The organism is Pikeienuella piscinae (genome assembly GCF_011044155.1).
GTDB classification, from domain to species: Bacteria; Pseudomonadota; Alphaproteobacteria; order Rhodobacterales; family Rhodobacteraceae; genus Pikeienuella; species Pikeienuella piscinae.
Window position 1 is genome coordinate 2,652,281 of sequence record NZ_CP049056.1, and the last position, 21,610, is coordinate 2,673,890.

The 21,610-nt window shown below is 65.9% G+C and carries 24 protein-coding genes; 15 read left to right on the plus strand and 9 right to left on the minus strand.

The features are described 5' to 3' along the window. Positions 1-37: 37 nt before the first annotated feature. The 7 genes from G5B40_RS12565 (at position 38) to G5B40_RS12595 (ending at position 5,249) form a co-directional block, all read left to right on the plus strand. Positions 38-481: a PaaI family thioesterase gene (locus G5B40_RS12565; RefSeq protein WP_165099159.1), complete on the plus strand. Its 444-nt coding sequence runs from the start codon at positions 38-40 to the stop codon at positions 479-481. Beyond that, positions 478-975: a PaaI family thioesterase gene (locus tag G5B40_RS12570; RefSeq protein ID WP_165099161.1), complete on the plus strand. Its 498-nt coding sequence runs from the start codon at positions 478-480 to the stop codon at positions 973-975. Before G5B40_RS12565 ends, G5B40_RS12570 begins: the two co-directional genes overlap by 4 nt. Further along, positions 965-2,290, plus strand: a complete 1,326-nt coding sequence (locus tag G5B40_RS12575) for an MATE family efflux transporter (RefSeq protein ID WP_165099163.1) — start codon at positions 965-967, stop codon at positions 2,288-2,290. The genes G5B40_RS12570 and G5B40_RS12575 overlap by 11 nt, the downstream gene beginning before the upstream one ends. Before the next feature lie 125 nt (positions 2,291-2,415). Further along, positions 2,416-2,814 (plus strand): MAPEG family protein, encoded by a 399-nt coding sequence (locus G5B40_RS12580; RefSeq protein ID WP_165099165.1) that lies wholly within the window; start codon positions 2,416-2,418, stop codon positions 2,812-2,814. After that, positions 2,814-4,154, plus strand: coding sequence for a TldD/PmbA family protein (locus tag G5B40_RS12585; RefSeq protein WP_165099167.1), 1,341 nt, complete (start codon positions 2,814-2,816; stop codon positions 4,152-4,154). Before G5B40_RS12580 ends, G5B40_RS12585 begins: the two co-directional genes overlap by 1 nt. After that, a complete protein-coding gene (locus G5B40_RS12590; RefSeq protein WP_246209495.1) occupies positions 4,141-4,953 on the plus strand; it encodes an inositol monophosphatase family protein in 813 nt (270 codons plus the stop codon). The genes G5B40_RS12585 and G5B40_RS12590 overlap by 14 nt, the downstream gene beginning before the upstream one ends. 53 nt (positions 4,954-5,006) lie before the next feature. After that, positions 5,007-5,249 (plus strand): DUF4170 domain-containing protein, encoded by a 243-nt coding sequence (locus G5B40_RS12595; protein WP_165099169.1) that lies wholly within the window; start codon positions 5,007-5,009, stop codon positions 5,247-5,249. A gap of 55 nt (positions 5,250-5,304) precedes the next feature. On the opposite strand, the gene G5B40_RS12600 is transcribed toward G5B40_RS12595, so the two are convergent. The 3 genes from G5B40_RS12600 to pncA form a co-directional block, all read right to left on the minus strand. Next, the gene (locus G5B40_RS12600) at positions 5,305-6,081 is read right to left on the minus strand and encodes a PEP-CTERM sorting domain-containing protein (RefSeq protein ID WP_211907326.1); all 777 of its coding nucleotides are present in this window, start codon (positions 6,079-6,081) and stop codon (positions 5,305-5,307) included. A 361-nt stretch (positions 6,082-6,442) separates the two neighbouring features. Further along, on the minus strand, positions 6,443-7,744 hold the full coding sequence (gene pncB / locus G5B40_RS12605; RefSeq protein ID WP_165099172.1) for a nicotinate phosphoribosyltransferase: 1,302 nt from the start codon (positions 7,742-7,744) through the stop codon (positions 6,443-6,445). Further along, positions 7,744-8,358 carry a bifunctional nicotinamidase/pyrazinamidase gene (pncA, locus tag G5B40_RS12610; RefSeq protein ID WP_165099175.1) on the minus strand — a complete coding sequence of 205 codons (615 nt, stop codon included), beginning with the start codon at positions 8,356-8,358 and terminating at the stop codon, positions 7,744-7,746. The genes pncB and pncA overlap by 1 nt, the downstream gene beginning before the upstream one ends. Before the next feature lie 531 nt (positions 8,359-8,889). Here pncA and G5B40_RS12615 point away from each other — a divergent pair. Then, the gene (locus G5B40_RS12615) at positions 8,890-10,473 is read left to right on the plus strand and encodes a GMC family oxidoreductase (protein ID WP_165099178.1); all 1,584 of its coding nucleotides are present in this window, start codon (positions 8,890-8,892) and stop codon (positions 10,471-10,473) included. A gap of 128 nt (positions 10,474-10,601) precedes the next feature. Continuing rightward, positions 10,602-11,744 carry an aromatic ring-hydroxylating oxygenase subunit alpha gene (locus G5B40_RS12620; RefSeq protein WP_165099181.1) on the plus strand — a complete coding sequence of 381 codons (1,143 nt, stop codon included), beginning with the start codon at positions 10,602-10,604 and terminating at the stop codon, positions 11,742-11,744. Between the two features lie 19 nt (positions 11,745-11,763). Here the strand turns inward: G5B40_RS12620 and G5B40_RS12625 are convergent, their stop codons facing one another. The 4 genes from G5B40_RS12625 to tldD form a co-directional block, all read right to left on the minus strand. Continuing rightward, positions 11,764-12,009, minus strand: a complete 246-nt coding sequence (locus G5B40_RS12625; RefSeq protein ID WP_165099184.1) for a ParB N-terminal domain-containing protein — start codon at positions 12,007-12,009, stop codon at positions 11,764-11,766. A 10-nt stretch (positions 12,010-12,019) separates the two neighbouring features. Continuing rightward, positions 12,020-13,624 (minus strand): gamma-glutamyltransferase, encoded by a 1,605-nt coding sequence (gene ggt / locus G5B40_RS12630; RefSeq protein WP_165099186.1) that lies wholly within the window; start codon positions 13,622-13,624, stop codon positions 12,020-12,022. A 125-nt stretch (positions 13,625-13,749) separates the two neighbouring features. Further along, positions 13,750-14,442, minus strand: a complete 693-nt coding sequence (locus tag G5B40_RS12635; RefSeq protein ID WP_165099189.1) for a Crp/Fnr family transcriptional regulator — start codon at positions 14,440-14,442, stop codon at positions 13,750-13,752. A gap of 100 nt (positions 14,443-14,542) precedes the next feature. Beyond that, positions 14,543-15,982 (minus strand): metalloprotease TldD, encoded by a 1,440-nt coding sequence (gene tldD, locus G5B40_RS12640; protein ID WP_165099191.1) that lies wholly within the window; start codon positions 15,980-15,982, stop codon positions 14,543-14,545. A gap of 161 nt (positions 15,983-16,143) precedes the next feature. Here tldD and coxB point away from each other — a divergent pair, with 161 nt between their 5' ends. The 6 genes from coxB (at position 16,144) to G5B40_RS12670 (ending at position 20,328) form a co-directional block, all read left to right on the plus strand. Then, positions 16,144-16,995, plus strand: coding sequence for a cytochrome c oxidase subunit II (gene coxB / locus G5B40_RS12645; RefSeq protein WP_165099193.1), 852 nt, complete (start codon positions 16,144-16,146; stop codon positions 16,993-16,995). A 35-nt stretch (positions 16,996-17,030) separates the two neighbouring features. Continuing rightward, positions 17,031-17,990 carry a heme o synthase gene (locus tag G5B40_RS12650; RefSeq protein ID WP_165099196.1) on the plus strand — a complete coding sequence of 320 codons (960 nt, stop codon included), beginning with the start codon at positions 17,031-17,033 and terminating at the stop codon, positions 17,988-17,990. After that, on the plus strand, positions 17,987-18,151 hold the full coding sequence (locus tag G5B40_RS12655) for a hypothetical protein (RefSeq protein ID WP_165099198.1): 165 nt from the start codon (positions 17,987-17,989) through the stop codon (positions 18,149-18,151). Before G5B40_RS12650 ends, G5B40_RS12655 begins: the two co-directional genes overlap by 4 nt. Next, positions 18,148-18,729, plus strand: coding sequence for a cytochrome c oxidase assembly protein (locus G5B40_RS12660; RefSeq protein WP_165099200.1), 582 nt, complete (start codon positions 18,148-18,150; stop codon positions 18,727-18,729). The genes G5B40_RS12655 and G5B40_RS12660 overlap by 4 nt, the downstream gene beginning before the upstream one ends. 30 nt (positions 18,730-18,759) lie before the next feature. Beyond that, positions 18,760-19,563, plus strand: coding sequence for a cytochrome c oxidase subunit 3 (locus tag G5B40_RS12665; RefSeq protein WP_165099202.1), 804 nt, complete (start codon positions 18,760-18,762; stop codon positions 19,561-19,563). A gap of 69 nt (positions 19,564-19,632) precedes the next feature. Continuing rightward, positions 19,633-20,328, plus strand: coding sequence for an SURF1 family protein (locus G5B40_RS12670; RefSeq protein ID WP_165099205.1), 696 nt, complete (start codon positions 19,633-19,635; stop codon positions 20,326-20,328). Here G5B40_RS12670 and G5B40_RS12675 read toward each other — a convergent pair. Together G5B40_RS12675 and G5B40_RS12680 are read right to left on the minus strand one after the other, a co-directional pair. Beyond that, positions 20,310-20,804 carry a GNAT family N-acetyltransferase gene (locus G5B40_RS12675; RefSeq protein ID WP_165099207.1) on the minus strand — a complete coding sequence of 165 codons (495 nt, stop codon included), beginning with the start codon at positions 20,802-20,804 and terminating at the stop codon, positions 20,310-20,312. The genes G5B40_RS12670 and G5B40_RS12675 overlap by 19 nt on opposite strands. Continuing rightward, complete coding sequence (locus G5B40_RS12680) at positions 20,801-21,571, minus strand: class II aldolase/adducin family protein (RefSeq protein ID WP_165099209.1); 771 nt, start codon at positions 21,569-21,571, stop codon at positions 20,801-20,803. Before G5B40_RS12680 ends, G5B40_RS12675 begins: the two co-directional genes overlap by 4 nt. Between the last annotated feature and the right edge of the window lie 39 nt (positions 21,572-21,610).

Here is a 21,610-nt window from a genome sequence, read left to right on the forward strand (position 1 = left end):
GCGCGGCTAGCATCCCGGCCGATCGAGGAATTCGCAAATGAACACTCCGAAGAATGACGAACCGGGCCCGACCCGTTACCCGCTCGACGCGTTTCCACACGCGCGCGCGCTCGGCCTCCGGCTTGAACCGCAGAAGGACGGCGGGCTGCATGTCCGCGTGCCCTATGACGAGCGCCTGATCGGCGACCCGGCCACCGGGGTGATCCATGGCGGCGTGGTGACGACGTTGCTGGACACCGGATGCGGGATCGCGGCGATGTTGAAGATGGGGGGCAAGGCGGGCGTCGCGACGCTCGACCTCCGGATCGACTACATGCGCCCATCGAAACCGGGAAAGGCGATTCTCGGGGCCTGCGAATGCTACCGGCTGACCCGCTCCGTCGCGTTCTGTCGCGGCGTCGCCTATGATTCCGATCCCGACGACCCGGTGGCGACGGCGGCCGGCGCCTTCATGATCACGCCGCTCGGAGGTCGGGAATGACCGGCGCCGCGACACAGGAAGAAAAGGCCCGCCGCGACGCCGCGCTGGAGCGGCTGACGCTGACCTCGCCCTATCACCGCTTCATCGGCGTCAGCTTCGTGCGCATGGGGGACGAGTTGACCGCCCGGCTGGCCTATTCGGAGCATCTGATCGGCAATCCGCTGATCCCGGCGCTCCACGGCGGCGTCACCGGCGCGCTGCTGGAGATCACGGCGATCATGCAACTGGCCTGGGACGAACTCTGGCGGGGCATGGAGGCCGGCGGCGCCGAAGCGGCGGCGATCCATGCGGGACGCTTGCCGAAACTCCCGAAAACCATTGATCTCACCATCGACTATCTCCGCTCCGGCCGACCGCGCGACGCCTACGCCCGCGCCACCGTGCAGAAGGCGGGGCGCCGGGTGGCGAATGTGCGCGTCGAGGCCTGGCAGGATTCGCGCGACCGGCCGATCGCGGCTGCGCACGGACATTTCCTGATGCAGAATGCCGGCTGAAGCTGGCGTCGTCCTCGATCGGAGACGCGTGCTCAGGATCGCGCTGCCGATCGTCTTCGCCAACGCCACCGTGCCGCTGCTGGGCGTTGTCGACACCGGCGTCGTCGGACAACTCGGCGCCGCGGCGCCGATCGGCGCCGTCGGCCTCGGCGCGATCATCATCACCTTCATCTACTGGATTTTCGGATTTCTCCGGATGGGCACCGCCGGCCTGACCGCACAGGCGCTCGGCGCCGGTGACGCGCGGGAGGCGACGGCGCTGCTGGTGCGCGGCCTCCTCATCGCCGGCGCATCCGGCGCGCTGATCATCCTTCTCCACAAACCGCTTTTCGCGCTCGGCTTCCGCATCGCGCCGGGGTCGGCCGAGGTGGAGGCACTAGCGGGCGGGTACCTCGCGATCCGCGCATTCGGCGCGCCCGCGGCGATCGCCGCCTTCGCCATCACCGGCTGGTTGATCGCGGCCGAGCGGACGCGCGCTGTTCTCGCGCTTCAACTCTGGGTCAACGGACTGAACATCGCGCTCGATTTCGTCTTCGTTCTCGGCCTCGACTGGGGCGTCCAGGGTGTCGCGGCGGCGACGATCATCGCCGAGTGGTCGGGCGCCTGTTTCGGGCTCTGGCTCTGTCGGAGGGCGTTCGCCGGAACTGCATGGCGCGCCCCGGCGCTGATCTTTCAGGCTGACCGGCTGCGCAGGATGGCCGCAGTCAACAGCGATATCATGATCCGCTCGATCCTGCTCGAGATCGGAATCGCGGTGTTCGTCTTCCGCTCCGCCGCGCTCGGCGATGTCGCGTTGGCGGCGAACCAGGTGTTGCTCCAGTTCATTCTCATCACCTCGCACGCGCTCGACGGGTTCGCCTTCGCGGCGGAAGCGCTGGTCGGGCGGGCGATGGGGGCGCGCAACGCCGCCGCGCTCCGGCGCGCGGCGATTCTTTCCTCGCAGCTGGCCGGCCTGCTGGTGGTGGCGCTGGCCGCCGCTTTCGTGTTCGCTGGTCCCTGGATCATCGCGATGATGACCACGGCGACGGAGGTGCGCGCGACGGCGGAATCGCTCTTGCCGTGGCTGATCCTCGCCCCGCTCGTCGGGATGCCGGCATTCATGCTCGACGGCGTGTTCATCGGCGCGACCCGGACCCGCGACATGCGGAACGCGATGATCGTCTCGCTGGCGCTCTATCTGACGCTCATATTCACACTCGCGTCGGTCTTCGGGGCGTCCGGGCTCTGGGCGGCGCTGCTCTTCTTCTTCGCCGCGCGCGGGGTCACGCTCGGCCTGCGCTATCCTGCGCTGGAGGCGGCGGCGGGGCGGGCCTGAGTCGCCCGATCCGCGCCCCCAGGCCGGCGCAGGCGGCGCGCCCGCGCGCCGAACGCGGCGGGCCGGACTTGCGCCTCACGGCTGGCAGTCTAGGTTCGCCGCATCACGACCGTCGGAGACGCCGCATGAACCCTCCCGCCATCGCCGCTTTCTACAGCGGCCTGAACGCCTTGATCCTGCTCTGGCTCACGGTCGAAGTGGTGCTGCGTCGGCGTTCCGGGCGGATCAGCCTTGGCGACGGCGGCGACGAAGTGATGAACCGACTGATTCGCGGTCACGCCAATGCAACCGAGACGATGCCGATCGCCCTGATCCTGCTGATTCTCGCCGAACTGCTCGGCGCGCCCGGTCTCGCTCTGCATGGTCTCGGCGTTCTGCTGACGGTCGGACGGCTTCTCCACGGCCTGCGGTTCACCGGACGCGGCCCGATGGCGTTTCGCCTTTACGGAATGGCGGCCACGCTGATCGCAACGGTCCTGCTTGCGCTCTGCGTAATCGGCCTCGCCGCCGGGCGGCTCTTCTGATGGGGCCGCGCGAACTCGCGGCCGCGCTCGTCGAAGCAGCGCGGCGAGCAGGCGCGACGAGCGCCGACGCGCTCGCCGTCGAGAGCCGGGACGTCAGTGTCTCGGTCCGGGGCGGCGCGCTGGAGGAGGCGGAAAGCGCGGAGGCGTCGGATTACGGGCTGCGCGTCCTGATCGGACGCCGGCAGGCCTCCGTTTCCGCCTCCGACCCCGCCCCGTCGGTCATCGCGGAGCTTGCCGCGCGCGCGGTCGCAATGGCCCGCGTCGCGCCCGAGGATGAATGGTGCGGTTTGCCGGATGAGTCCGGACTCGCGGACCCCTCGCGCCTGCCTGATCTCGATCTTGACGATCCGGCGCCAGCGCCAGCCCCGAGCGCCCTGCGCGAACTGGCGGAACGCGCGGAGGCGGCGGCGCTCGGCGAAAAGGGCGTGACGCAGGTCGAGAGCGCCGGCGCCGGGTGGCGGCGCGCCATCGTCGCTTACGCCGCCTCGAACGGCTTCGCCGGCTCCTATGCTCGCACCGGCGCCTCGCTCTCGGTCTCAGCCGTCGCTGGCGCCGGGCTCAAGATGGAGACGGATTACGACTTCGCCGCCCGAACCCACGCCGCCGACCTGCCGGCGCCGGAGGAGATCGGCGTGCGAGCCGGGCGGCGCGCGGCGGAGCGGCTGAACCCGCGCCGCGCGAAGACCGGCGCCTGGCCGGTGCTTTTCGACCGGCGCGTCGCGGGATCTCTGGTCGGACATCTCCTCGGCGCGATCAACGGCGCCGCGGTGGCGCGCGGGGCGAGCTGGCTCAAGGACCGGATGGACGAACCGGTGCTGGCGCCGGGGTTCGATCTGGTCGATGACCCGCACCGGCGTCGCGGCGCCGGCTCGCGCCCGTTCGACGGCGAAGGGATGGCGCTTTCGCCACGCGGGCTGATCGAGAACGGGGTGCTGAAGGGCTGGACGCTGGACAGCGCGACGGCGCGGCGGCTCGGCCTGCCGGCGCCCGGCGGCGCCCGGCGCGGGGTGGGCGGGGCGCCGCAACCCGGGACCTCGAACCTCACGCTGAGCGAGGGCGCGCGAAGCCCGGAGGAGTTGATCGGCGAAATGGGCGAAGGGTTGATCGTGACCTCGCTCATCGGTTCGTCGATTTCCGCCACCACCGGCGCCTACAGCCGCGGCGCCTCCGGCTTCTGGGTCGAGGACGGCGAGATCGCCTTTCCGGTGAACGAGTTGACCATCGCCGGCGCGCTCCCCGAATTCCTGCGCCGGATGACGCCAGCGAACGACTCGGACCGCACGAAAGCGTTGATCACGCCGAGCCTGCTGGTCGAGGGGCTGACCGTTGCCTCCGGCTGAGATCGCGCCCGCATCCGACCGGGCCGCCGATCTCGCGCTTCTGATCGACCAGGCGCGCGAGGCGGGCGAGATCGCGCGCCTTCACCATCGCACCGATGTCGCGACATGGGAAAAGCCGGAGGGGGCCGGGCCGGTGACGGCCGCCGACATCGCCATCGACCGCATGCTGAAACGCACGCTCCTCGCCGCACGGCCCGATCATGGCTGGCTTTCCGAGGAGATCGAGGACGATCCCGCCCGGCTTGACCATGACCGGGTGTTCATCGTCGATCCGATCGACGGCACCCGCGCCTTCATGCGCGGCGACGACAGTTTCTGTCACGCGCTGGCGATCGCCGAAGCCGGCGAGGTCACCGTCGCCGTCGCCTATTTCCCGATCCGTGACCAGATGTACTGGGCCGTGAAGGGCGGCGGCGCGTTCCTTGATGGAACGCCCCTGCACGTCTCGGCGCGCGCCGAGATCGACGGCGCGGTGGCGCTTTCGGGGCAAAAGCAGATGCACCCGTCAAGCTGGCCGGGGGGGCCGCCGCCGGTCAGCCGGGAGTTCCGCAATTCACTGGTCTATCGCCATTGCCTCGTCGCGTCCGGCCGGTTCGACCTCGCCTTCACACTGCGGGCGGCGTGGGAATGGGACGTTGCGGCCGGGGCGCTGATCGCAGGCGAAGCGGGGGCGGTGGTGACGACCGCTACCGGCGCCGACTGGCGCTACAACGCCGCGCATCCGCGGATGCCGGGAGTGGTGATCGGGCCTGCGCCGCTTCACGCCGACATCATGACGCGGCTTCGCCCCGTCGCTTGAGCGGAAGCGGCCCCGCGCGATAGACTGCCGCGCTGAATGAACGGAGGACGCCCATGACGGTCAGACTTCACCTCGTCTTCGGGGGCGAGCTAAAGGACGCGAGCCGCACCGAGTTCGTCGACCCCGACAATCTCGACGTGATCGGAGTCTTTCCGAATTACGCCAAGGCCTATGACGCCTGGAAGAGCGCCTCGCAACGCAGTGTCGACAGCGCGACGACCCGCTATTTCATCGCCCATCTTCACCGGTTGCGGGACGAGGAGCGCCGGGATTCCAAGACCGAAGAGATCGGCTGAAACGAAAACGGCCCCGCCGCGGCGAGGCCGTCCGAAAGGCGCGTTCGCCCGGTTGTCAGGCGGCGTTGCGACGCCGGCGCGAAGCGAAGGACAGTCCCGCGAGCGCGGTGAGGAAGAGCGGCAGCGCCGCCGGAACCGGCACGACCGTGGTCGGGCCGCCGAACGCGATATCGCTGGTCACGCCGTTGTCATCGAGTTGCTGGAACCGGACCGCGAACGGGAACGCGTTGTTTCCGCCCGTGGAGTTCAGGCTGAGAAAACTGTCCGCGGTCAAGCCGGCGAGAAACGTGGCGTCGCCGGTGAGCGTAAACGTGAACGAGCCCGTGTCATTGGCGGCGATGCCAAAGTTCGTTGAGCCGCCATTGATGCCCGAGTTGAAGTTGTTTGGGGCGTTGTTGGCGGTCGTCGCGCCGATGTCGAACTGCCCGTTATTGCCGGGCGTGTTGATATCGTCAGGCTCCAAGAATTCGAACCAGTTGGCGTTCCCTTGCGTTCCGGTCGCCGTGAAGCCGGAGATCCCCGCCACGTCGGTCGGCGCGTTGAAAGCGAAGCCGGTTACTATCGGATCGGGTGAAACCGAGGCCGTATTCATGATGTCGATCGTTAGCGTATCGATCCCATCATAGCTGAAGTCCACGGTGGCGGTTGTGTTCGACGAACTGACGCCGACGACACCGAACGAAACGGCGTGAGCCGCGCCCGCCGCCGAGAGCGTCATTATTGAAGCCGCCAGAGCTCCACGGAAGAAAATTCTCATGCCTGACCCCATTCTAACAACCCGGTGGGTTTCATCCACAATCGGTAGCGCTTCACTGAACATGCGCAGCCGCATACATACATAGAATCCATGGATAATTCCATATAATTGCGCGACTTCGGAAACGAATAAAGTCAGTCCCGCCATGATTGAATCGGGCGCACGATTATGCGGAGGATTTCCGTCCTGGCCCAGTCAGCCTCCGACGGGCATGCGCGCTATGGTTGAGGATTCGACGGGGTTTTAGGCCGCCCGGATCACGTTCTCGTCAGTAACGGGAGGGAGGGCGTCTCAGACCCAGTAACCGAGTCGCGGACATCGCCATATTATCGCCTTGATTTCGCCAAGCAATGGTCCGGAACCGATCTGAAGGTTCTCGCTTACTGTCCCTCGTGACCGACGACTGGCGCGCCCTCTCCGGGGCGCGCCTTTTTCGTCAGACCAAAACAGCGCGGGGAGTCTGCGCGCCGATCTCGAACGCTCGTCTGTAGCGTTCGATCTCATCCGGCGGCCCCATCGCCTTCAGCGGATTGTCCGAGATCTTCACCGTCGGCTGACCATCCGCGCTGACCGCCTTGCAGACCAGCGAAAAGGGCGCGAGCCGTTCATCCGCCGCGAGACCGCGAAAATCGTTGGTCAGGTTTGTGCCCCAGCCAAAACCGAGCAGCACCCGGTCGGCGTAAGCTGCGTGCAGTTGCTCGATCAGGTCAACATCCAGACCGTCCGAGAAGATGATTCGCTTCTCCTTCGGGTCCAGGCCATGCCCGCGCCACCAGGCGATCACCGCTTCCGCTTGCTCGAACGGATCGCCGCTGTCGATCCTGACGCCGGTCCAGTCCGTCAACCAGGGCGGGGCGCGATCGAAGAACGTCGTGGAGGAAAACGTGTCCGGCAGGACGATCAGAAGGTTGCCGTCATAATCCCTGCTCCAGTCCTCCAGCACCTGATAGGGCGCGGCCTGAAGCGCGCGGTCGTCGCCGTCGCGCCCGGCCAGCGCCGCGTAGACCATCGGCAACTCGTGCGCGTTGGTGCCGATCGCCTCCACCTCGCGGCGCAACGCGATCAGGCAGTTCGAGGTGCCGGTGAACCGCTCGCCCAGCCCTTCCATCATGGCCTGAACGCACCAGTCCTGCCAGAGATAGGAATGCCGGCGGCGGGTGCCGAAATCGGCGATCGAAAGCCCATCAAGCCGGCGCAGACGCTCGATCTTCTCCCAGACCTTGGCCATGGCGCGGGCGTAGAGCACCTGAAGTTCGAACTTCCCCATGCCGCGCAGGACAGCGCGCCCCCGCAGCTCCATCAGCACCGCAAGAGCCGGAACTTCCCACATCATCACCTCGGGCCAGGCCCCCTCGAAGGTCAGCTCGTACTGATCCCCTCTGCGCTCCAGATGATAGGGCGGCAGGCGCAGGTTCTCGAACCAGCCCATGAAGTCAGGGCTGAACATCCAGCGTTTGCCGTAGAACGTGTTGCCGCGGAGCCATGTGCTCTCGCCGCGCGAAAGCGAGAGCGAACGGATATGGTCGAGCTGTTCGCGCAACTCTCCCTCGTCGATCAGCTTCGCCAGCGGCACCTCGGCGGAGCGGTTGATCAGGCTGAATTCGACCCGCACGTCGCGATGCCGGCGGAACACGGTCTGCGCCATCAGGATCTTGTAGAAATCAGTGTCGAGCAGCGAGCGGACAATCGGGTCGATTTTCCAGTTATGGTCATGGACCCTGGTGGCGATATCGACCATCAGAGAAGCTCCGCGACCGTGGCGCGCCGCACCCCGGCCTCACGCATCTCTTCCCATGCTGCGGCGAGCGAGCCGTCGAGGTCGATCCCTCGGCAAGCGTCCTCGACAACCGTCGCCTCGAAGCCGAGTTTCGCCGCATCGACGGCGGAGAATCGGACGCAGAAATCCGTGGCGAGGCCGCAGAGGACCAGCGCCCCGACGCCGCGCTCGCGCAGATAACCGGCGAGCCCGGTCGGGGTTTCGTGGTCGTTCTCGAAGAAAGCGGAGTAACTGTCGATCGCCGCCCGAAAACCCTTGCGGATGATCAGGTCCGCATCGGTTCGAAGGCTCTCGTGAAAAGCCGCGCCCGGCGTTCCCTGCACGCAATGCGCCGGCCAGAGCACCTGCGGCCCGTAATCCGCCTCGATCGTCGAGAACGGCGCTGCGCCCGCATGATTGTCGGCGAACGAGCTGTGATCCGCCGGATGCCAATCCTGCGTGAGCACGCGAAGCGGATATTGCGCCGAGAGCGCGTTGATCGGCGAAACCACGGCGTCGCCGTCGCGCACCGCCAGCGCGCCGCCGGGGCAGAAATCGTTCTGGACGTCAATGACGATCAGCGCTGTCCCAGTCATCCGCGCCTCCTTCTTTCCCTCGTTCAAAGCCATGCGATGCTTTGGTGGCGATGGCAAGTCATGGGCGCGCGCCGCGGCAGGAAAGGAAAAACCCTCTCCGGCGAGGGGGATGGGCCGAAGAGGGTCAGAGAGCGAAGCGCGTGTGGGGCATACGCGCTGCTTTTCATGTTACGGACGATAACGCCGCCCGCCTGTGGGTCCGGCCGATACGCTTGGCCGGTTTTGGGTGGCGGCGCGTTGAGTGTGGATACGCCGCACAACCCAAGATAGCATCTCGCGCAGTAGAGTCATGCCAAGAATTGTTTCGCTTCTGCATCATTTCGGCCGTCGCCGTAATTTCGCCTCTTTTATGTATTGATTCGTTAGAATTTTTGACGATCAGAACGAGAAATGGCGTTCACATTAAATTATTTGACTCACTTTGGTCGCAAACAACTTCACCGCCGCGCTGAACCGCCGGACGCGGATATCTACAGAGACGGCCTTGACGAGGCGGGGCGTCTCGCGCCCCATCGAATCCGGAGGAGCGGCATGAGTGATGAATTCGACTATCTGATCGTCGGCGCCGGAACGGCGGGCTGCGTTCTCGCCAACCGGCTGTCGGCTGCGCCTTCCACGCGCGTCGCGCTGCTCGAAGCGGGCGGAACTGACAACTACCACTGGATCCACATTCCGGTAGGCTACCTCTATTGCATCGGCAATCCGCGCACCGATTGGGGCTTCAAGACAGCGCCGGAGCCGGGGCTGAACGGGCGCGCGCTGCTCTATCCGCGCGGCAAAGTGCTCGGCGGGTGCTCCTCGATCAACGGAATGCTCTATCTACGCGGACAAGCGGCGGACTACGACGGCTGGCGGCAGATGGGCTGCGCCGGCTGGGGATGGGACGATGTCTTGCCGCTTTTCCGGGCGAGCGAGGATTACTACGCCGGGGCCTCGGACATGCACGGCGCGGGCGGCGAGTGGCGGGTGGAGGAGCAGCGCCTGCGCTGGGACGTGCTCGAGGAGATCAAGGCGGCCTTCATCGCGACCGGCGTTCCCGAGTGCGATGATTTCAACACCGGCGACAATTTCGGCGTCGGCTACTTCAAGGTGAACCAGAAATCCGGCTGGCGCTGGAGCGCGGCGCGCGGCTTTCTCAACCCGGTGAAGGCGCGCAAGAACCTGGCCGTCCGCACTGGCGCGCAGATCGCGCGGCTGCTGTTCGAAGGGCGGCGGGCGACCGGCGTCAAGCTGGTCGACGGGACCGAACTGAAGGCGCGGCGAGAGGTCATCCTCTGCGCGGGCGCGATCGGCACGCCACAGATCCTCCAGCTTTCGGGCGTCGGGCCGGGCGCGCTGCTGCAGAAGCACGAAATCGGGATCGTGCATGAGGCGCCGGAGCTCGGCGCAAACCTGCAGGACCACCTTCAACTCCGATGCGCCTTTCGGGTGAGCGGGACGAAAACGCTGAACACCATGGCTAACTCGCTCTGGGGCAAGGCGAAGATCGGGCTCGAATACGCGCTGAAGCGCACCGGCCCGATGTCGATGGCGCCGAGCCAGCTCTGCGCCTTCACCTGTTCCTCCGAGCGCGTGGCGACGCCCGATCTCGAATACCATGTCCAGCCGCTTTCGCTGGAAGCCTTCGGGCAACCGCTTCACGATTTCGACGCGGTGACGATCAGCGTCAGCAATCTCAGACCTGAAAGCCGCGGCCGGGTGGAGATCGCCCGCCCCGATCCGCTATCGCAGCCGATCATCGCCCCGAACTACCTTTCGACGCCGGGCGACCGGCGCATCGCCGCGGCCGCCATCCGACAGGCGCGTGAAGTCATGGCGGCCCCACCGCTCGCTCGCCGCCTGCCGGAGGAATTCATGCCGGGACCGGAGGCAGTGAGCGACAAGGAACTGGAGCGTGCGGCGGGCGATATCGGCTCCACGATTTTCCACCCGGTCGGCACCGCGCGTATGGGGTCGGACCAGGGCGCGGTCGTCGACCCTGAATTGCGGGTGCGCGGGATCGAGCGGCTTCGCGTGGTCGACGCCTCGGTGATGCCGCGGATCACGTCCGGCAACACCAACTCGCCCGTAGTGATGATCGCGGAGAAAGCCGCGCGGATGATCCTCGCCCGCTGAGGCCACCGCGCGTCGCGCCGCCGAAGCGGTGAATGAAGCTTCGGGTATCGTCCGTGATATTGGGACCGCCCGAGGGGCGACGGGTGCGGCCACAAGACGCCGACGGCCGCATAAGAGGAGAAAAGACCATGACAAGACATGACCCCATCGACGGCCCGCCCGATGCGCTGGCGGAGTTGAAGGCCAATGTCTCGGTTCCCTTCAATCGCGCACGCGCGATGCCGCGTTCAGTCTATACCTCCGAAGCTTTCTTGAAGCGGGAGATGGAGGACATCTTCGCGAAGGAATGGTTCTGCGCCGGTCGCTCGGACCAGTTTGCGAAGCCGGGCGACTACATCACGCTCGAATTGGTGGGAACGCCGATCATGGTGCTGCGAGACCGTGAGGGGATACTGCGCGCGCAGTCCAACACCTGCAGGCACCGGATGTCGACGCTGCTGGAAGGTTCGGGAAACACGTCCACCATCGTCTGCCCCTATCACGCCTGGACCTACGGGCTCGACGGGCGGCTGCGCGGCGCGCCGGGGATGAATCTGAACGAGTCCTTCGAGCGCGACGAGATACGCCTGCCGCAGATCCGGTGCGTCGAATGGCTCGGCTGGGTGCTGGTGTCGCTGAACGCCGACGCCGCAGACCCGGCCGAACAGCTCTCCGACGTCGAGGCGCTGATCGGCGATTTCCACATGGAGGATTACCGCCAGACCTTCCAGGAGACGCATCGCTGGAACACCAACTGGAAGGTGCTGGCCGAGAATTTCATGGAGAGCTATCACCTTCCCGTCTGTCACGGTGGAACCATCGGCGGCTTCGTGAAGCTGGAGGAGATGGAATGCCCGCCCGGCCTTCCCGCCTTCAACTATCACTGGATTCTGAAAGACCCGGATTTCTTTCTCTCTGTCGCGCACCCGACCAACACGCGGCTGGTGGGTGAGCGGCGGCGGACGACCTATCTGCTGGCGATCTATCCCAGCCTGATGATCACCCTCACGCCCGGCTATTTCTGGTATCTGAGTCTTCACCCGGACGGAGTCGATGGCGTCCGCATCCTCTATGGCGGCGGGCTGTCGCCCGATTTCGCCGCGGACCCGAAGGCGGAGGCGCATTTCGACGCCGTCAAGAAACTGCTCGACGAAGTGAACGAGGAGGACAAGGGCTGCACCGAAAATGTCTATCGCGGGCTCTGCTCCGCCCTCGCGGAGCCCGGCCCGCTGTCGCATCTCGAGCGGCCGAACTACGATTTCGCGACCTGGATCGCGGACAAGCTGGGTTAGGCGGCGCGGGGCGCTGCTTTCACCATCGCCGCGCTTGAACGAGAATGCCTTCGATCGTCTCCTCGCCCAGCGCTTTCGCCGCCTCCAGCCGGTGCAGCCCCTCGACGAGGACATATCCCTCGCCATCGGCGCGAACGAGGATCGGGGTGGTCAGGCCGTTTTCGAGGATGTCTTCGGCAAGCGCGGCGACTTTCGCCGCCTCCAGCGTTCGCGCGCGTTTCGCCGGAACACGGATCGCTTTCAGCGGGAGGGTTTGCTGCTTCATCGCCGCGCCCTCAAGTCCCCACCGCCATCCCGTCCGCCGCCGGGTCGGCCCCGCCGTCCAGCACGCCATCCACAAGGCGGATCGTGTGGACGAGCGGCAACATGTGGCTGAACGGGTGGCGTTTGGTCGGGTAGCCGCGCGCTTGCAGCTCGCGCTCGGTGGAGCGGAGGATGCGGTTCGTCAGCTCGATGACTTCGGAGGTCGCCGTGAAGCGCGGGGCGCTCACCGCCTCCTGCGCCGTCATGCCGAAATCGACGACGTTCAGGATCGCCTGAAGATTGCCCATCGTGATCGTGGTGCCGCCAGGCGCGCCGACCAGAAGAAAGGGTTCCTCCCCCTTGAAGACGATGGTGGGTGAGAGCGCCGTGAACCGGGCCTTGCCAGGGGCGAGCGAGCCGGGGCGGCCGGGGCGCGGATCGAATACCATCATGCAGTTATTGTACATGAACCCCAGCCCCTCGGTCACGACGCCCGATGACGAGCCGAGCGAATGGGTCATCGTCACGCAGTTTCCCGCGGCGTCCGCGACATTGATATGGGTGGTCTCGCGGCTCTCGTATCCGCCGCCGAGGCGCGGCACGGCGGCCTTCTCGCCGCGCCGAATGCGCGCCGCCGCAGCATCGGCGTAGGCGTCGGAGAGCATCTCGTCCTGCGGAATGTCGACGAAGCGCGGATCGCCCATGCGGGCGTCCTTCTCGGCGGTGGCGATCTTCATCGCCTCAGCCACGACGGCGATGTAATCGGCCGAATTGTGGCCCATCGCCGCAAGGTCGAAACGCTCGAGTATGCGGAGCATCAGCGCGATCACCAGCCCGCCGCCCGGCGGCTGGTTGGTCGCGACGCGATGACCGCGATAGCTGATCCAGAGCGGCGCGGTCTCCTCGGTCGCGCAAGCGGCGAGGTCGTCCATGCTCAAAAGCCCGCCATTCGCAGCCATGTCTGCGGCGATCTCGCGGGCGATGGCGCCGGAATAGAAATCTTCGGCGCCGTTCTCGGCGATGCGGCGAAGCGTGCGCGCCATGTCAGGGTTCTTCAACACCTCGCCAACGCCAAGCGGGGTTCCGTCCGTCTTGCAGTAGATCTTTCGCGTGGCGGGATCGTCGGTGAGACCATGGATGCGGGCGATGCGGCCTTTGTCTTCGCCGCGCATCCAGAAGGAATGGACGGCGGGGCGGATGGCGAAACCGTCCTCGGCCAGAGCGATCGCGGGCTCCAGCGCCTTGGCGAGCGGGATCGTGCCGAAGCGCGTGAGCGCCTCGTCGAAGGCGCGGAGAGTCATCGGCGTGGTCGCGGACTGGCGGCCGATCTCGTTCACGCGGCCATCGAGGACGAAACCGAACCCATCATCGCATTCGCGGATGATGCGCTTCTCCCACATGTCGGGCGTCACCGCCGCCGGTGCGCGGCCGTGAAAATCGATCAGCAGGTGCGGCCCGCCCGCGAGGTGCAGATGCAGGGAGCCGAAACCGGCGATGCCGCACATCTGCGGGTCGACCACCGTCTGCACGAACGCGGCGGCGATGGCTGCGTCGACCACGTTGCCGCCAGCCGCGAGAACATCAAGCCCGGCCTCCGCCGCCTCAGGTTGCGGGGCGGAAACCATGAATTTGCGCATCTCTCTGAGCTCTCCGCTGAAGTTGACCGGAGGACGATAGACCGGGGCTCGCGCAGGGCGCAACTTGCCTGGCGCGCGGCCACCATCGCAAGACGAACTGCGATTCAGGCCAACCCGAATCCGGGCTAGGGGCGAATCGGCCCCATCGCCTCCTCGACTCGCCGGCTCAGCTCATCGACATCGGTGAGTATGAGGCCGCCGCGGCTCCGCTCCATCACGCCATCCTTGGTCAGTGCGGACAACTCGCGGCTGACGACCTCGCGGCGCGAGGAGATGAGATTGGCGAGATCCTCCTGAATCGGCGGCGGAGAAACGATACGCTGGCCGGGATGGCCGGAACGCGGGCGGGACTGGCGCAACAGCTCCGCGCAGAGCCGCTGTCGGGCGGTGAGGAACGCTTGTTCCGCGAGGCGCTCGTTGATCGTGCGCACCCTCTCGGTCAGCTTCTCCAGCGTCCGCCGCGCGATGAGGGGGACGGAAGTCGCAATCTCCATGAACACCTCACCAGGCATCACGCAGATCTCGGAATTATAGAGCGCGATGACCGAGGCGGAGCGGCTCCGCCCGTCGATCGCAGACATCTCGCCAAAGAAATCGCCCTTGTCGAGATGATTGAGAATCACATGCCGCCCGTAGGCGGAGGACATCAGGACCCGCACCTGGCCGGAGATGATGAAAAGGACATCGTTCGATTCGTCACCATAGTCGACGATCAGTTCATGCGCCTCGAAGGTTTTCCAGCGACAGCGCGGCGCCGCCTGCGCGGCCGCGTCTTCCGGCAACCCTTCGAGAAGCGGAATACCCGCAAAATCCGCCATCACCAAATTCCCCGCCGCAACCCGAAACGATCTTGTTGAAAGAGATAGCACAGGCTGAGGGCGATGGTCCAACCCGATGATTCTCGGCGCGATTCCCGAATCAGGCCGCCGCCCCGCCAACGGTCAGCCCGTTGATCAGCAGGGTTGGCTGACCGACCCCGACCGGCACACCTTGACCGTTCTTGCCGCAGGTGCCGATTCCGGGGTCGAGCGCCATGTCGTTTCCGATCATCAGGACCTTGCCGAGCGCGGTCGGTCCGTCCCCGATCAGCGTCGCGCCCTTCACTGGATGCAGCACCTTGCCGTTCCTGACCCGATAAGCCTCGGTGCAGGAAAAGACGAACTTCCCGTTAACGATATCGACCTGCCCGCCACCGAAACCGACGGCGTAGATTCCGTCCTTCACCGCCGCCACCACGTCGCCGGGATCGGCCTCGCCGCCGAGCATCACCGTGTTGGTCATCCGCGGCATCGGGATATGCGCGAAACTCTGGCGCCGGCCGTTGCCCGTCGGCGCCATGCCCATCAGCCGGGCGTTCTGACGGTCCTGCATGTAACCGGTGAGGATGCCGTCCTCGATCAGCACGGTGCGGCCGGTTGGCGTGCCCTCGTCGTCGAAGGAGAGCGAGCCGCGCCGCCCGGGAATCGTTCCGTCGTCGACGACAGTTACTCCGGGCGCGGCGACGCGCTGGCCCATCAGGCCGGAGAAGGCCGAGGTATTTTTTCGGTTGAAGTCGCCCTCCAGGCCGTGGCCGATCGCCTCATGGAGCAGGATCCCAGGCCAGCCGGCGCCGAGCGCGACCTCCATCACCCCCGCCGGCGCGTCCTCCGCTTCAAGATTGACCAACGCGATGCGAAGCGCCTCCTCCGCCGTCGCCTTCCATGCCTCGGGGGCGATCAGCGCGTCATAGCCCATGCGCCCGCCGCCTCCGGCATTGCCGCTTTCGCGCCGCCCATCCTTCTCGACGATGACCGAAATCGACAGCCGCGCCAGCGGGCGCGCCTCGGCCAGAGAGCCGCCTTCGGGGCGGAGAATCTCGACCTCCTGCAATTCGCCCGCAAGGGAGGCGGAGACCTGCACGACGCGCGGATCGCGCGTCCGGAGATAATCATCGATCTCGCGGAGCAGCTCCACCTTGGCGGCGAAACTCATCCCGGCGAGCGGGCTCTCCTGCGGATAGAGCCGTTGGTTGGCGACGGGGGGCGGCGGGGCGGGGCGGGACTCTCCCTCCGCCGCGGCAAGGCGCGCGGTCTCCGCAGCGCGGCGAAGCGCGGCCGCCGTCAGTTCGGTCGAATGAGCGTAGCCGGCGACCGGTCCGGCGACGGCGCGCAGGCCGAAGCCCTTCGCGCTGTCATAGCTCGCGCCGCGCAACCGGCCGTCATCGAAGTGCAGGGATTCGGAGCGGCGCCGCTCCAGAAACAACTCGCCGTCATCGGCGCCGGCGACCGCGCCGCGCAGGGTCGCCAGCGTTTCCTCGCGATCGAGATCGGTCTCGAACGGGCTGAACGGCGTCTCGTCATTGGTCGTATCGCGGGTCAATTGCGTTCTCCGGCGTCGGGGTTCGCGGAGGTTTAGCGGCTGAATGACGCAATCGTCCAGCTTGCCCTTCGGCGGGGGCTGTGGAATGAGACTGCAAAGAAAGTTGGATAGTCGGGGAAAGCGACGCCGTCGTCACGCCGATCACACGTCGGGAGCGCCGAATGATGTTCACACCGAGCAAGATCCTTTACGGTCTGGCCGCCTCAGCGACGGCAGTATTCGCCGCGCCAGCGATGGCGGAGAGCATTGGCAAGCCGCATAGCGGCGGTATCGGCTTTCAGCCGGGCGTGACCGAACTGGCGCACGACCTCCACTGGTTCGACGCCATTCTGCACTGGGTCAGCGCGGGGATCGTGCTGCTGGTGGTCGTGCTTCTCGCCATCGTCATTCTGCGCTTCAACGCGAAGAAGAATCCGACGCCGGCGCGCTTCACCCATCATGCGCTTCTGGAAGTCGCCTGGACCGCCGCTCCCATCGTGGTCCTGATCGTGCTCGGCGCGATCTCGCTGCCGATCCTCTACAAGCAGCTGACCATTCCGGACGCGGACCTGACGATCAAGGCGACCGGCAATCAATGGTACTGGTCCTATGATTACCCTGACGAGGAGATCAGCTTCGACGCGCTCCTGCTGCCAAGGGAGGACCTGGAGCCGAATGGTTATCAGGCTGACGAGTATCTGCTCGCCGCCGACGCCGCGGTCGTCGTCCCGGTGAACGCCACGGTTCATGTGCTGGTGACGGGTTCCGACGTGATCCACGCCTGGACCGTGCCGGCGTTCGGCGTGAAGGTCGATGCGGTGCCCGGCCGTCTTAACGAACTCTGGTTCGCCGCCGACACGATCGGCACCTATTTCGGCCAGTGCTCGGAACTCTGCGGCAAGGATCATTCCTTCATGCCGATCGTCGTCAAGGTCGTCAGCCAGGAGGACTACGACGCCTGGCTGGAGACGACGAGGACGGCGCAAGGCCTGCCAGCGAAGACCGCCATAGAGGTCGCCTCGGCGGCCGAATGACCGCGGCCCGCCCACAGGAAAGATGACGCAAGCTCATGGCCAGCGCGCTTGAAATCGATGGAGGGGCAGGACCACGCGACGCCGGGTTCGGAGATTATTTCGAGCTTCTGAAGCCGCGCGTGATGTCGCTCGTGGTATTCACGGCGTTGGTCGGCCTAGTCGTTGCGCCGATCGGCGTGCATCCGATGATCGCATTCGCGTCGATCCTTTGCGTCGCGGTGGGGGCCGGCGCCTCGGGCGCGCTCAACATGTGGTGGGACGCCGATATCGACGTGAAGATGGCGCGGACCCGGAACCGGCCCGTGCCTTCAGGCCGGGTCGAGGCGGGCGAAGCGCTGGCTGTCGGACTCGGGCTCGCGCTTTTCTCGGTGCCGATGCTCGGGCTTTTCGCGAACTGGCTGGCGGCGGCGATCCTCGCCTTCACGATCTTTTTCTACGCGGTCATCTATTCGATGTGGCTCAAGCGCTCGACGCCGCAGAACATCGTCATCGGCGGCGCCGCCGGCGCGTTTCCACCTATGATCGGCTGGGCGATCGCGACCGGGGGGATCTCGATCGAACCCGTGCTGATGTTCGCCATCATCTTCCTCTGGACGCCACCGCATTTCTGGGCGCTCGCCCTCTATCGGAACAGCGATTACGAGCGCGCGGCGGTGCCGATGATGACCGTGGTCGCCGGTCCGCACGCCACCCGCCGGCAGATCTTCTGGTACGGGCTAACCGCCGCCGCCGCCGCCGTAGCGCCGGCGTTCACCGCCATCGGCGGCCTACTCTATCTCGTTGTCGCCGGCGCGCTCTCGCTGGAGTTCGTGCGTCTCACAACCATTGTCGGTCTGCGCTCGGAAGCGGTGGCCGCGGGCGACGGGCACCGGATGGAGAAGCGTCTCTTTCATTTTTCGATCCTCTGGCTCTTTCTGATCTTCAGCACGCTGGCGCTTGAGGCGGGGCTGCGGGCGGCCGGGCTTTCACTGCCGGTCGAGGTTCTCTGGTCATGATCGGGCGCGAGGATCACGAGCTCCATCAGCGCCGGCGCGGACGCAACCTCGCGCTTGGCGCAGTGCTTATCGCCTTCGCCGCGATCATATTCGGCGTCACCATCGCCAAGCTCGGCGCGAATGTGATCAAGCCCGAGATGAGCTGGAGCGAAACGGAATGAGCGGCCGCGCCGATAACCGCAAGACGTTGATCGGCCTCGCCGCGCTCGGCGTGGTGATGCTGGGGATGAGCTTCGCCGCGGTGCCGCTCTACAACCTCTTCTGCCGCGTTACAGGCTACGCCGGGACCACCGCGACGGCCGAGGCCGGCTCGGACGTGATTCTCGACCGCGAGATCCTTGTGCGCTTCGACGGCTCGCTCGACCGCGACATGCCCTGGCGCTTCAAGCCGGAAAAGACGACGATGAAGATCAGGATCGGGGAAACCGGCCTTGCGTTTTATGAGGCGACCAACCCCACCGACCGCGTGGTCGCCGGCGCCGCCAGCTACAATGTCGCGCCGTATTCGGCCGGCGGCTACTTCACCAAGATCGACTGTTTCTGCTTTACCGAACAGGTCCTGCAACCGCATCAGACGGTGCGGATGCCGGTCACCTTCTACGTAGATCCAGAGATCACCGAGGATGAAGAGGCGAAGCTGGTCACCACGATCACGCTTTCCTATACGTTCCACGAGATCGAGCCGCCGGCAGAATCTGCCGCGCTGGACCGAGTTGACGAGGCCGGCCCGGCCGGGTGATTTAAGACGCGTTCCGCCAAGGGGGATAAGATGGCCCACGAGAAGAACCACGACTACCACATCCTCGCGCCCAGCATCTGGCCGTTCACGGGCGCGGTCAGCGCCTTCGTCATGCTGTTCGGCGCGGTGCTGTGGTTCCATGACATCACGCCCTATATCTGCCTTATCGGCTTTCTCGGCGTTCTCTACACAATGTACGGCTGGTGGTCGGAAGTCGTCGCCGAAAGCCAGGCCGGAGACCATACGCCGGTGGTCCAGATCGGCATCCGCTATGGCGTGATCATGTTCATCACCTCTGAGGTGATGTTCTTCGCGGCGTGGTTCTGGTCCTTCTTCAAGCACGCGATCTATCCGATGGGCGAGATTAGCGGCGTGACGGTTGGACAGGCGGTCTGGCCGCCGGTGGGAATTGAGACGTTCGACCCCTGGCATCTGCCGCTCATCAACACACTGATCCTGCTGACCTCCGGCTGCGCCGCGACCTGGGCGCACCACGCCGTGCAGGAGAACGATCGCGAAGGACTGAAATGGGGTCTGCTGATCGCCGGCCTTCTCGGCATCCTCTTCACGATCACGCAAGCCTACGAGTACAGCCACGCCGCGTTCGGCTTCTCCGGCAATATCTATGGCGCGAATTTCTACATGGCGACCGGGTTCCACGGCTTCCATGTCATCATCGGCACGATCTTCCTTTTCGTCTGCTACTTCCGGGCGCTGAAGGGCCATTTCACACCGGAGAAGCACATCGGTTTCGAAGCCGCCGTTTGGTACTGGCACTTCGTCGATGTCGTCTGGCTCTTCCTGTTCTTCTGCATCTACGTATGGGGCAGTTGACGGCTCATGTCCCATGGTTCGGAAAAGGGCGGCTCAGGCCGCCCTTCTCTTTTCAGGAAGCGCGGACTGGTGCTGACCGGCGCGCTTGGCGCCGCTGTTCTGGTCAGCCTTTGCATCTGGCAGATCCAGCGCCTGGAATGGAAAGAAGGCGTGATCACCACTTTGGAGACGCGCCTCTCCGGCGCGCCGACGGCGCTGCCGGAGGCGTTTGACCCCGCAACCCAGGAATTCACCCGCGTCGTCATCAAGGGTCGCTTTGACGGCGCGCCGGGCGCGCACGGCTTCGACGATGCGCCGCTGCTGACGTCGCTGCCCCCTTACGGCCCTGGCTACCGGGTGATCCAGCCATTCGTGCTGGACGATGGGCGGCGGGTGCTCGTCGATCGCGGCTATCTCCCGGTCACGGAGAAGAACGTCGCCGGCGCCGCGTCGCGTCCGACCCCGGCGCCGGACGGGGTGATTGAGATCACCGGCGCGCTCCGCTGGCCAGACGAAGGCCGCGAAGGCCCGGATTTCGGCGCAGTGGACAATGTCTGGGTCAATCGTGATCTCGACGAGATGGCGGCGCTCTTCGGGACCGAACCGGTGCTCATCGTCGCCGAGACCTCCACCGCGGTGGGCGACTGGCCCATCCCGCGACCAATCGAGGCGATCAACGTGCCGAACAACCACCTGAATTACGCGATAACATGGGGAGCGCTGGCGTTGATCTGGGCGGGAATGACGGCCTGGCTGGTGGTGCGCCCTCAGAAATCCAGCTCATAGCGTTGTTCGACCACATGGACGCCCCAGTTGTCGCCCTCCGCCTCCGCGACGAGCCTGAAACCAGCGTCGAGATAGACGGCGCGCGCGGCGTCGAGCCCTTTGCAGGTGTCGAGCCAGGCGCCAGTCGAGCCGGAGACGGAGAGAGACTCCAGCCCCATCGCCATGAGCCGCTTGCCCAATCCCCGTCCTTTCGCCCGCTCCTCAGCGATCACGATGCGAATATGGCCACGCCCGGCGGCGTCGGGGTCGTCAGCATCGGCGGTCAGCGTGGCGAGCGGCCCTTGCGGGTCCCGCGCCACCAGCATGGTCACGCGCGGCGGGGCGAGCCGCGCCGCCACATCCGCGACGATGGTGGCGATGCGGCGCTCGAAATCGACGCCGAATCCCATTCTCTCGGCGTACCAGCGGCCGTGGAGACCGATCAGCCAGCCGAAGTCGCCCGGTCTCGGTCCACCGATCTCAACCGTCCCCGTCATGTGGCGTAGTCTGGCTCGGTCTTGTCGAGGATCAGCTTGATCTCCGCGAGATGCCGCGCGGCCTGGCCGGGATAGCTCTCCACTTCGGCGGCTGTCTTGGCGGCGATCTCGTCGGAAAGCACCCGAAGCGGGCGCTGCGTCATGTAGGCGGTGATCAGATTCTCCGCCGCTCGTTCAAAGAAATAGGTGCGGTTCAGCGCGTCGGCGACGGTGTCTCCGATCACCATGACGCCGTGATTGCCCATCACCATCACCTTCTTCTTCGGATCGGTGAAGAGCGCGGCGCAACGTTCGCCCTCCTCGTCGAGCGCGAGGCCGCCATAATGTTCGTCGATGATCACGCGATCATGGAACATCGCCGCGTTCTGATCGATCGCCGGCATCCGGCTGTCCTGGAGGCAGGCGAGGACGGTGGCGTATTTCGAATGCAGATGGATCGCGACGCGCGCGTGCGGAACGCGGCGGTGAATCGAGCCGTGCAGCGCCCAGGCCGTCGGATCGGGCGCGTCGGGGCCATCCATCACATCCGGGTCATCCGCGTCCAGAAGCAGGAGATTGGACGCCGAGACGCGGGAGAAATGGATCTGGTCGCGGTTCATCAGGAACCGCTTGCCGCCGTCATCGTCGACAACGGCGGAGAAATGGTTCGAGACCCCTTCATGCCAGTTCATCCGCACCGCCCAGCGGAACGCGGCGGCGAGATCCGCGCGAAGCTTCCAATGCGGGTCGTTATGAGTCGAAGGGTGGCGGGCGATCGACGAGGACATTGGCCTTCTCCATTTGTTCGGGCCTGCATCAGGCCGGGT

What these genes read in the sequence shown, in the direction of transcription:
- G5B40_RS12615 (WP_165099178.1), top strand. Translation starts at nt 8,890, where the DNA reads ATGAGTGATGAATTCGACTATCTGATCGTCGGCGCCGGAACGGCGGGC.
- G5B40_RS12665 (WP_165099202.1), top strand. Translation starts at nt 18,760, where the DNA reads ATGGCCCACGAGAAGAACCACGACTACCACATCCTCGCGCCCAGCATC.
- G5B40_RS12570 (WP_165099161.1), top strand. Translation starts at nt 478, where the DNA reads ATGACCGGCGCCGCGACACAGGAAGAAAAGGCCCGCCGCGACGCCGCG.
- G5B40_RS12575 (WP_165099163.1), top strand. Translation starts at nt 965, where the DNA reads ATGCCGGCTGAAGCTGGCGTCGTCCTCGATCGGAGACGCGTGCTCAGG.
- pncA (WP_165099175.1), bottom strand. Translation starts at nt 8,358, where the DNA reads ATGACTGGGACAGCGCTGATCGTCATTGACGTCCAGAACGATTTCTGC.
- G5B40_RS12565 (WP_165099159.1), top strand. Translation starts at nt 38, where the DNA reads ATGAACACTCCGAAGAATGACGAACCGGGCCCGACCCGTTACCCGCTC.
- G5B40_RS12655 (WP_165099198.1), top strand. Translation starts at nt 17,987, where the DNA reads ATGATCGGGCGCGAGGATCACGAGCTCCATCAGCGCCGGCGCGGACGC.
- G5B40_RS12635 (WP_165099189.1), bottom strand. Translation starts at nt 14,442, where the DNA reads ATGGCGGATTTTGCGGGTATTCCGCTTCTCGAAGGGTTGCCGGAAGAC.
- ggt (WP_165099186.1), bottom strand. Translation starts at nt 13,624, where the DNA reads ATGCGCAAATTCATGGTTTCCGCCCCGCAACCTGAGGCGGCGGAGGCC.
- G5B40_RS12625 (WP_165099184.1), bottom strand. Translation starts at nt 12,009, where the DNA reads ATGAAGCAGCAAACCCTCCCGCTGAAAGCGATCCGTGTTCCGGCGAAA.
- coxB (WP_165099193.1), top strand. Translation starts at nt 16,144, where the DNA reads ATGATGTTCACACCGAGCAAGATCCTTTACGGTCTGGCCGCCTCAGCG.
- G5B40_RS12600 (WP_211907326.1), bottom strand. Translation starts at nt 6,081, where the DNA reads ATGCGGCTGCGCATGTTCAGTGAAGCGCTACCGATTGTGGATGAAACC.
- G5B40_RS12660 (WP_165099200.1), top strand. Translation starts at nt 18,148, where the DNA reads ATGAGCGGCCGCGCCGATAACCGCAAGACGTTGATCGGCCTCGCCGCG.
- G5B40_RS12585 (WP_165099167.1), top strand. Translation starts at nt 2,814, where the DNA reads ATGGGGCCGCGCGAACTCGCGGCCGCGCTCGTCGAAGCAGCGCGGCGA.
- G5B40_RS12580 (WP_165099165.1), top strand. Translation starts at nt 2,416, where the DNA reads ATGAACCCTCCCGCCATCGCCGCTTTCTACAGCGGCCTGAACGCCTTG.
- pncB (WP_165099172.1), bottom strand. Translation starts at nt 7,744, where the DNA reads ATGGTCGATATCGCCACCAGGGTCCATGACCATAACTGGAAAATCGAC.
- G5B40_RS12680 (WP_165099209.1), bottom strand. Translation starts at nt 21,571, where the DNA reads ATGTCCTCGTCGATCGCCCGCCACCCTTCGACTCATAACGACCCGCAT.
- G5B40_RS12675 (WP_165099207.1), bottom strand. Translation starts at nt 20,804, where the DNA reads ATGACGGGGACGGTTGAGATCGGTGGACCGAGACCGGGCGACTTCGGC.
- G5B40_RS12650 (WP_165099196.1), top strand. Translation starts at nt 17,031, where the DNA reads ATGGCCAGCGCGCTTGAAATCGATGGAGGGGCAGGACCACGCGACGCC.
- G5B40_RS12595 (WP_165099169.1), top strand. Translation starts at nt 5,007, where the DNA reads ATGACGGTCAGACTTCACCTCGTCTTCGGGGGCGAGCTAAAGGACGCG.
- G5B40_RS12620 (WP_165099181.1), top strand. Translation starts at nt 10,602, where the DNA reads ATGACAAGACATGACCCCATCGACGGCCCGCCCGATGCGCTGGCGGAG.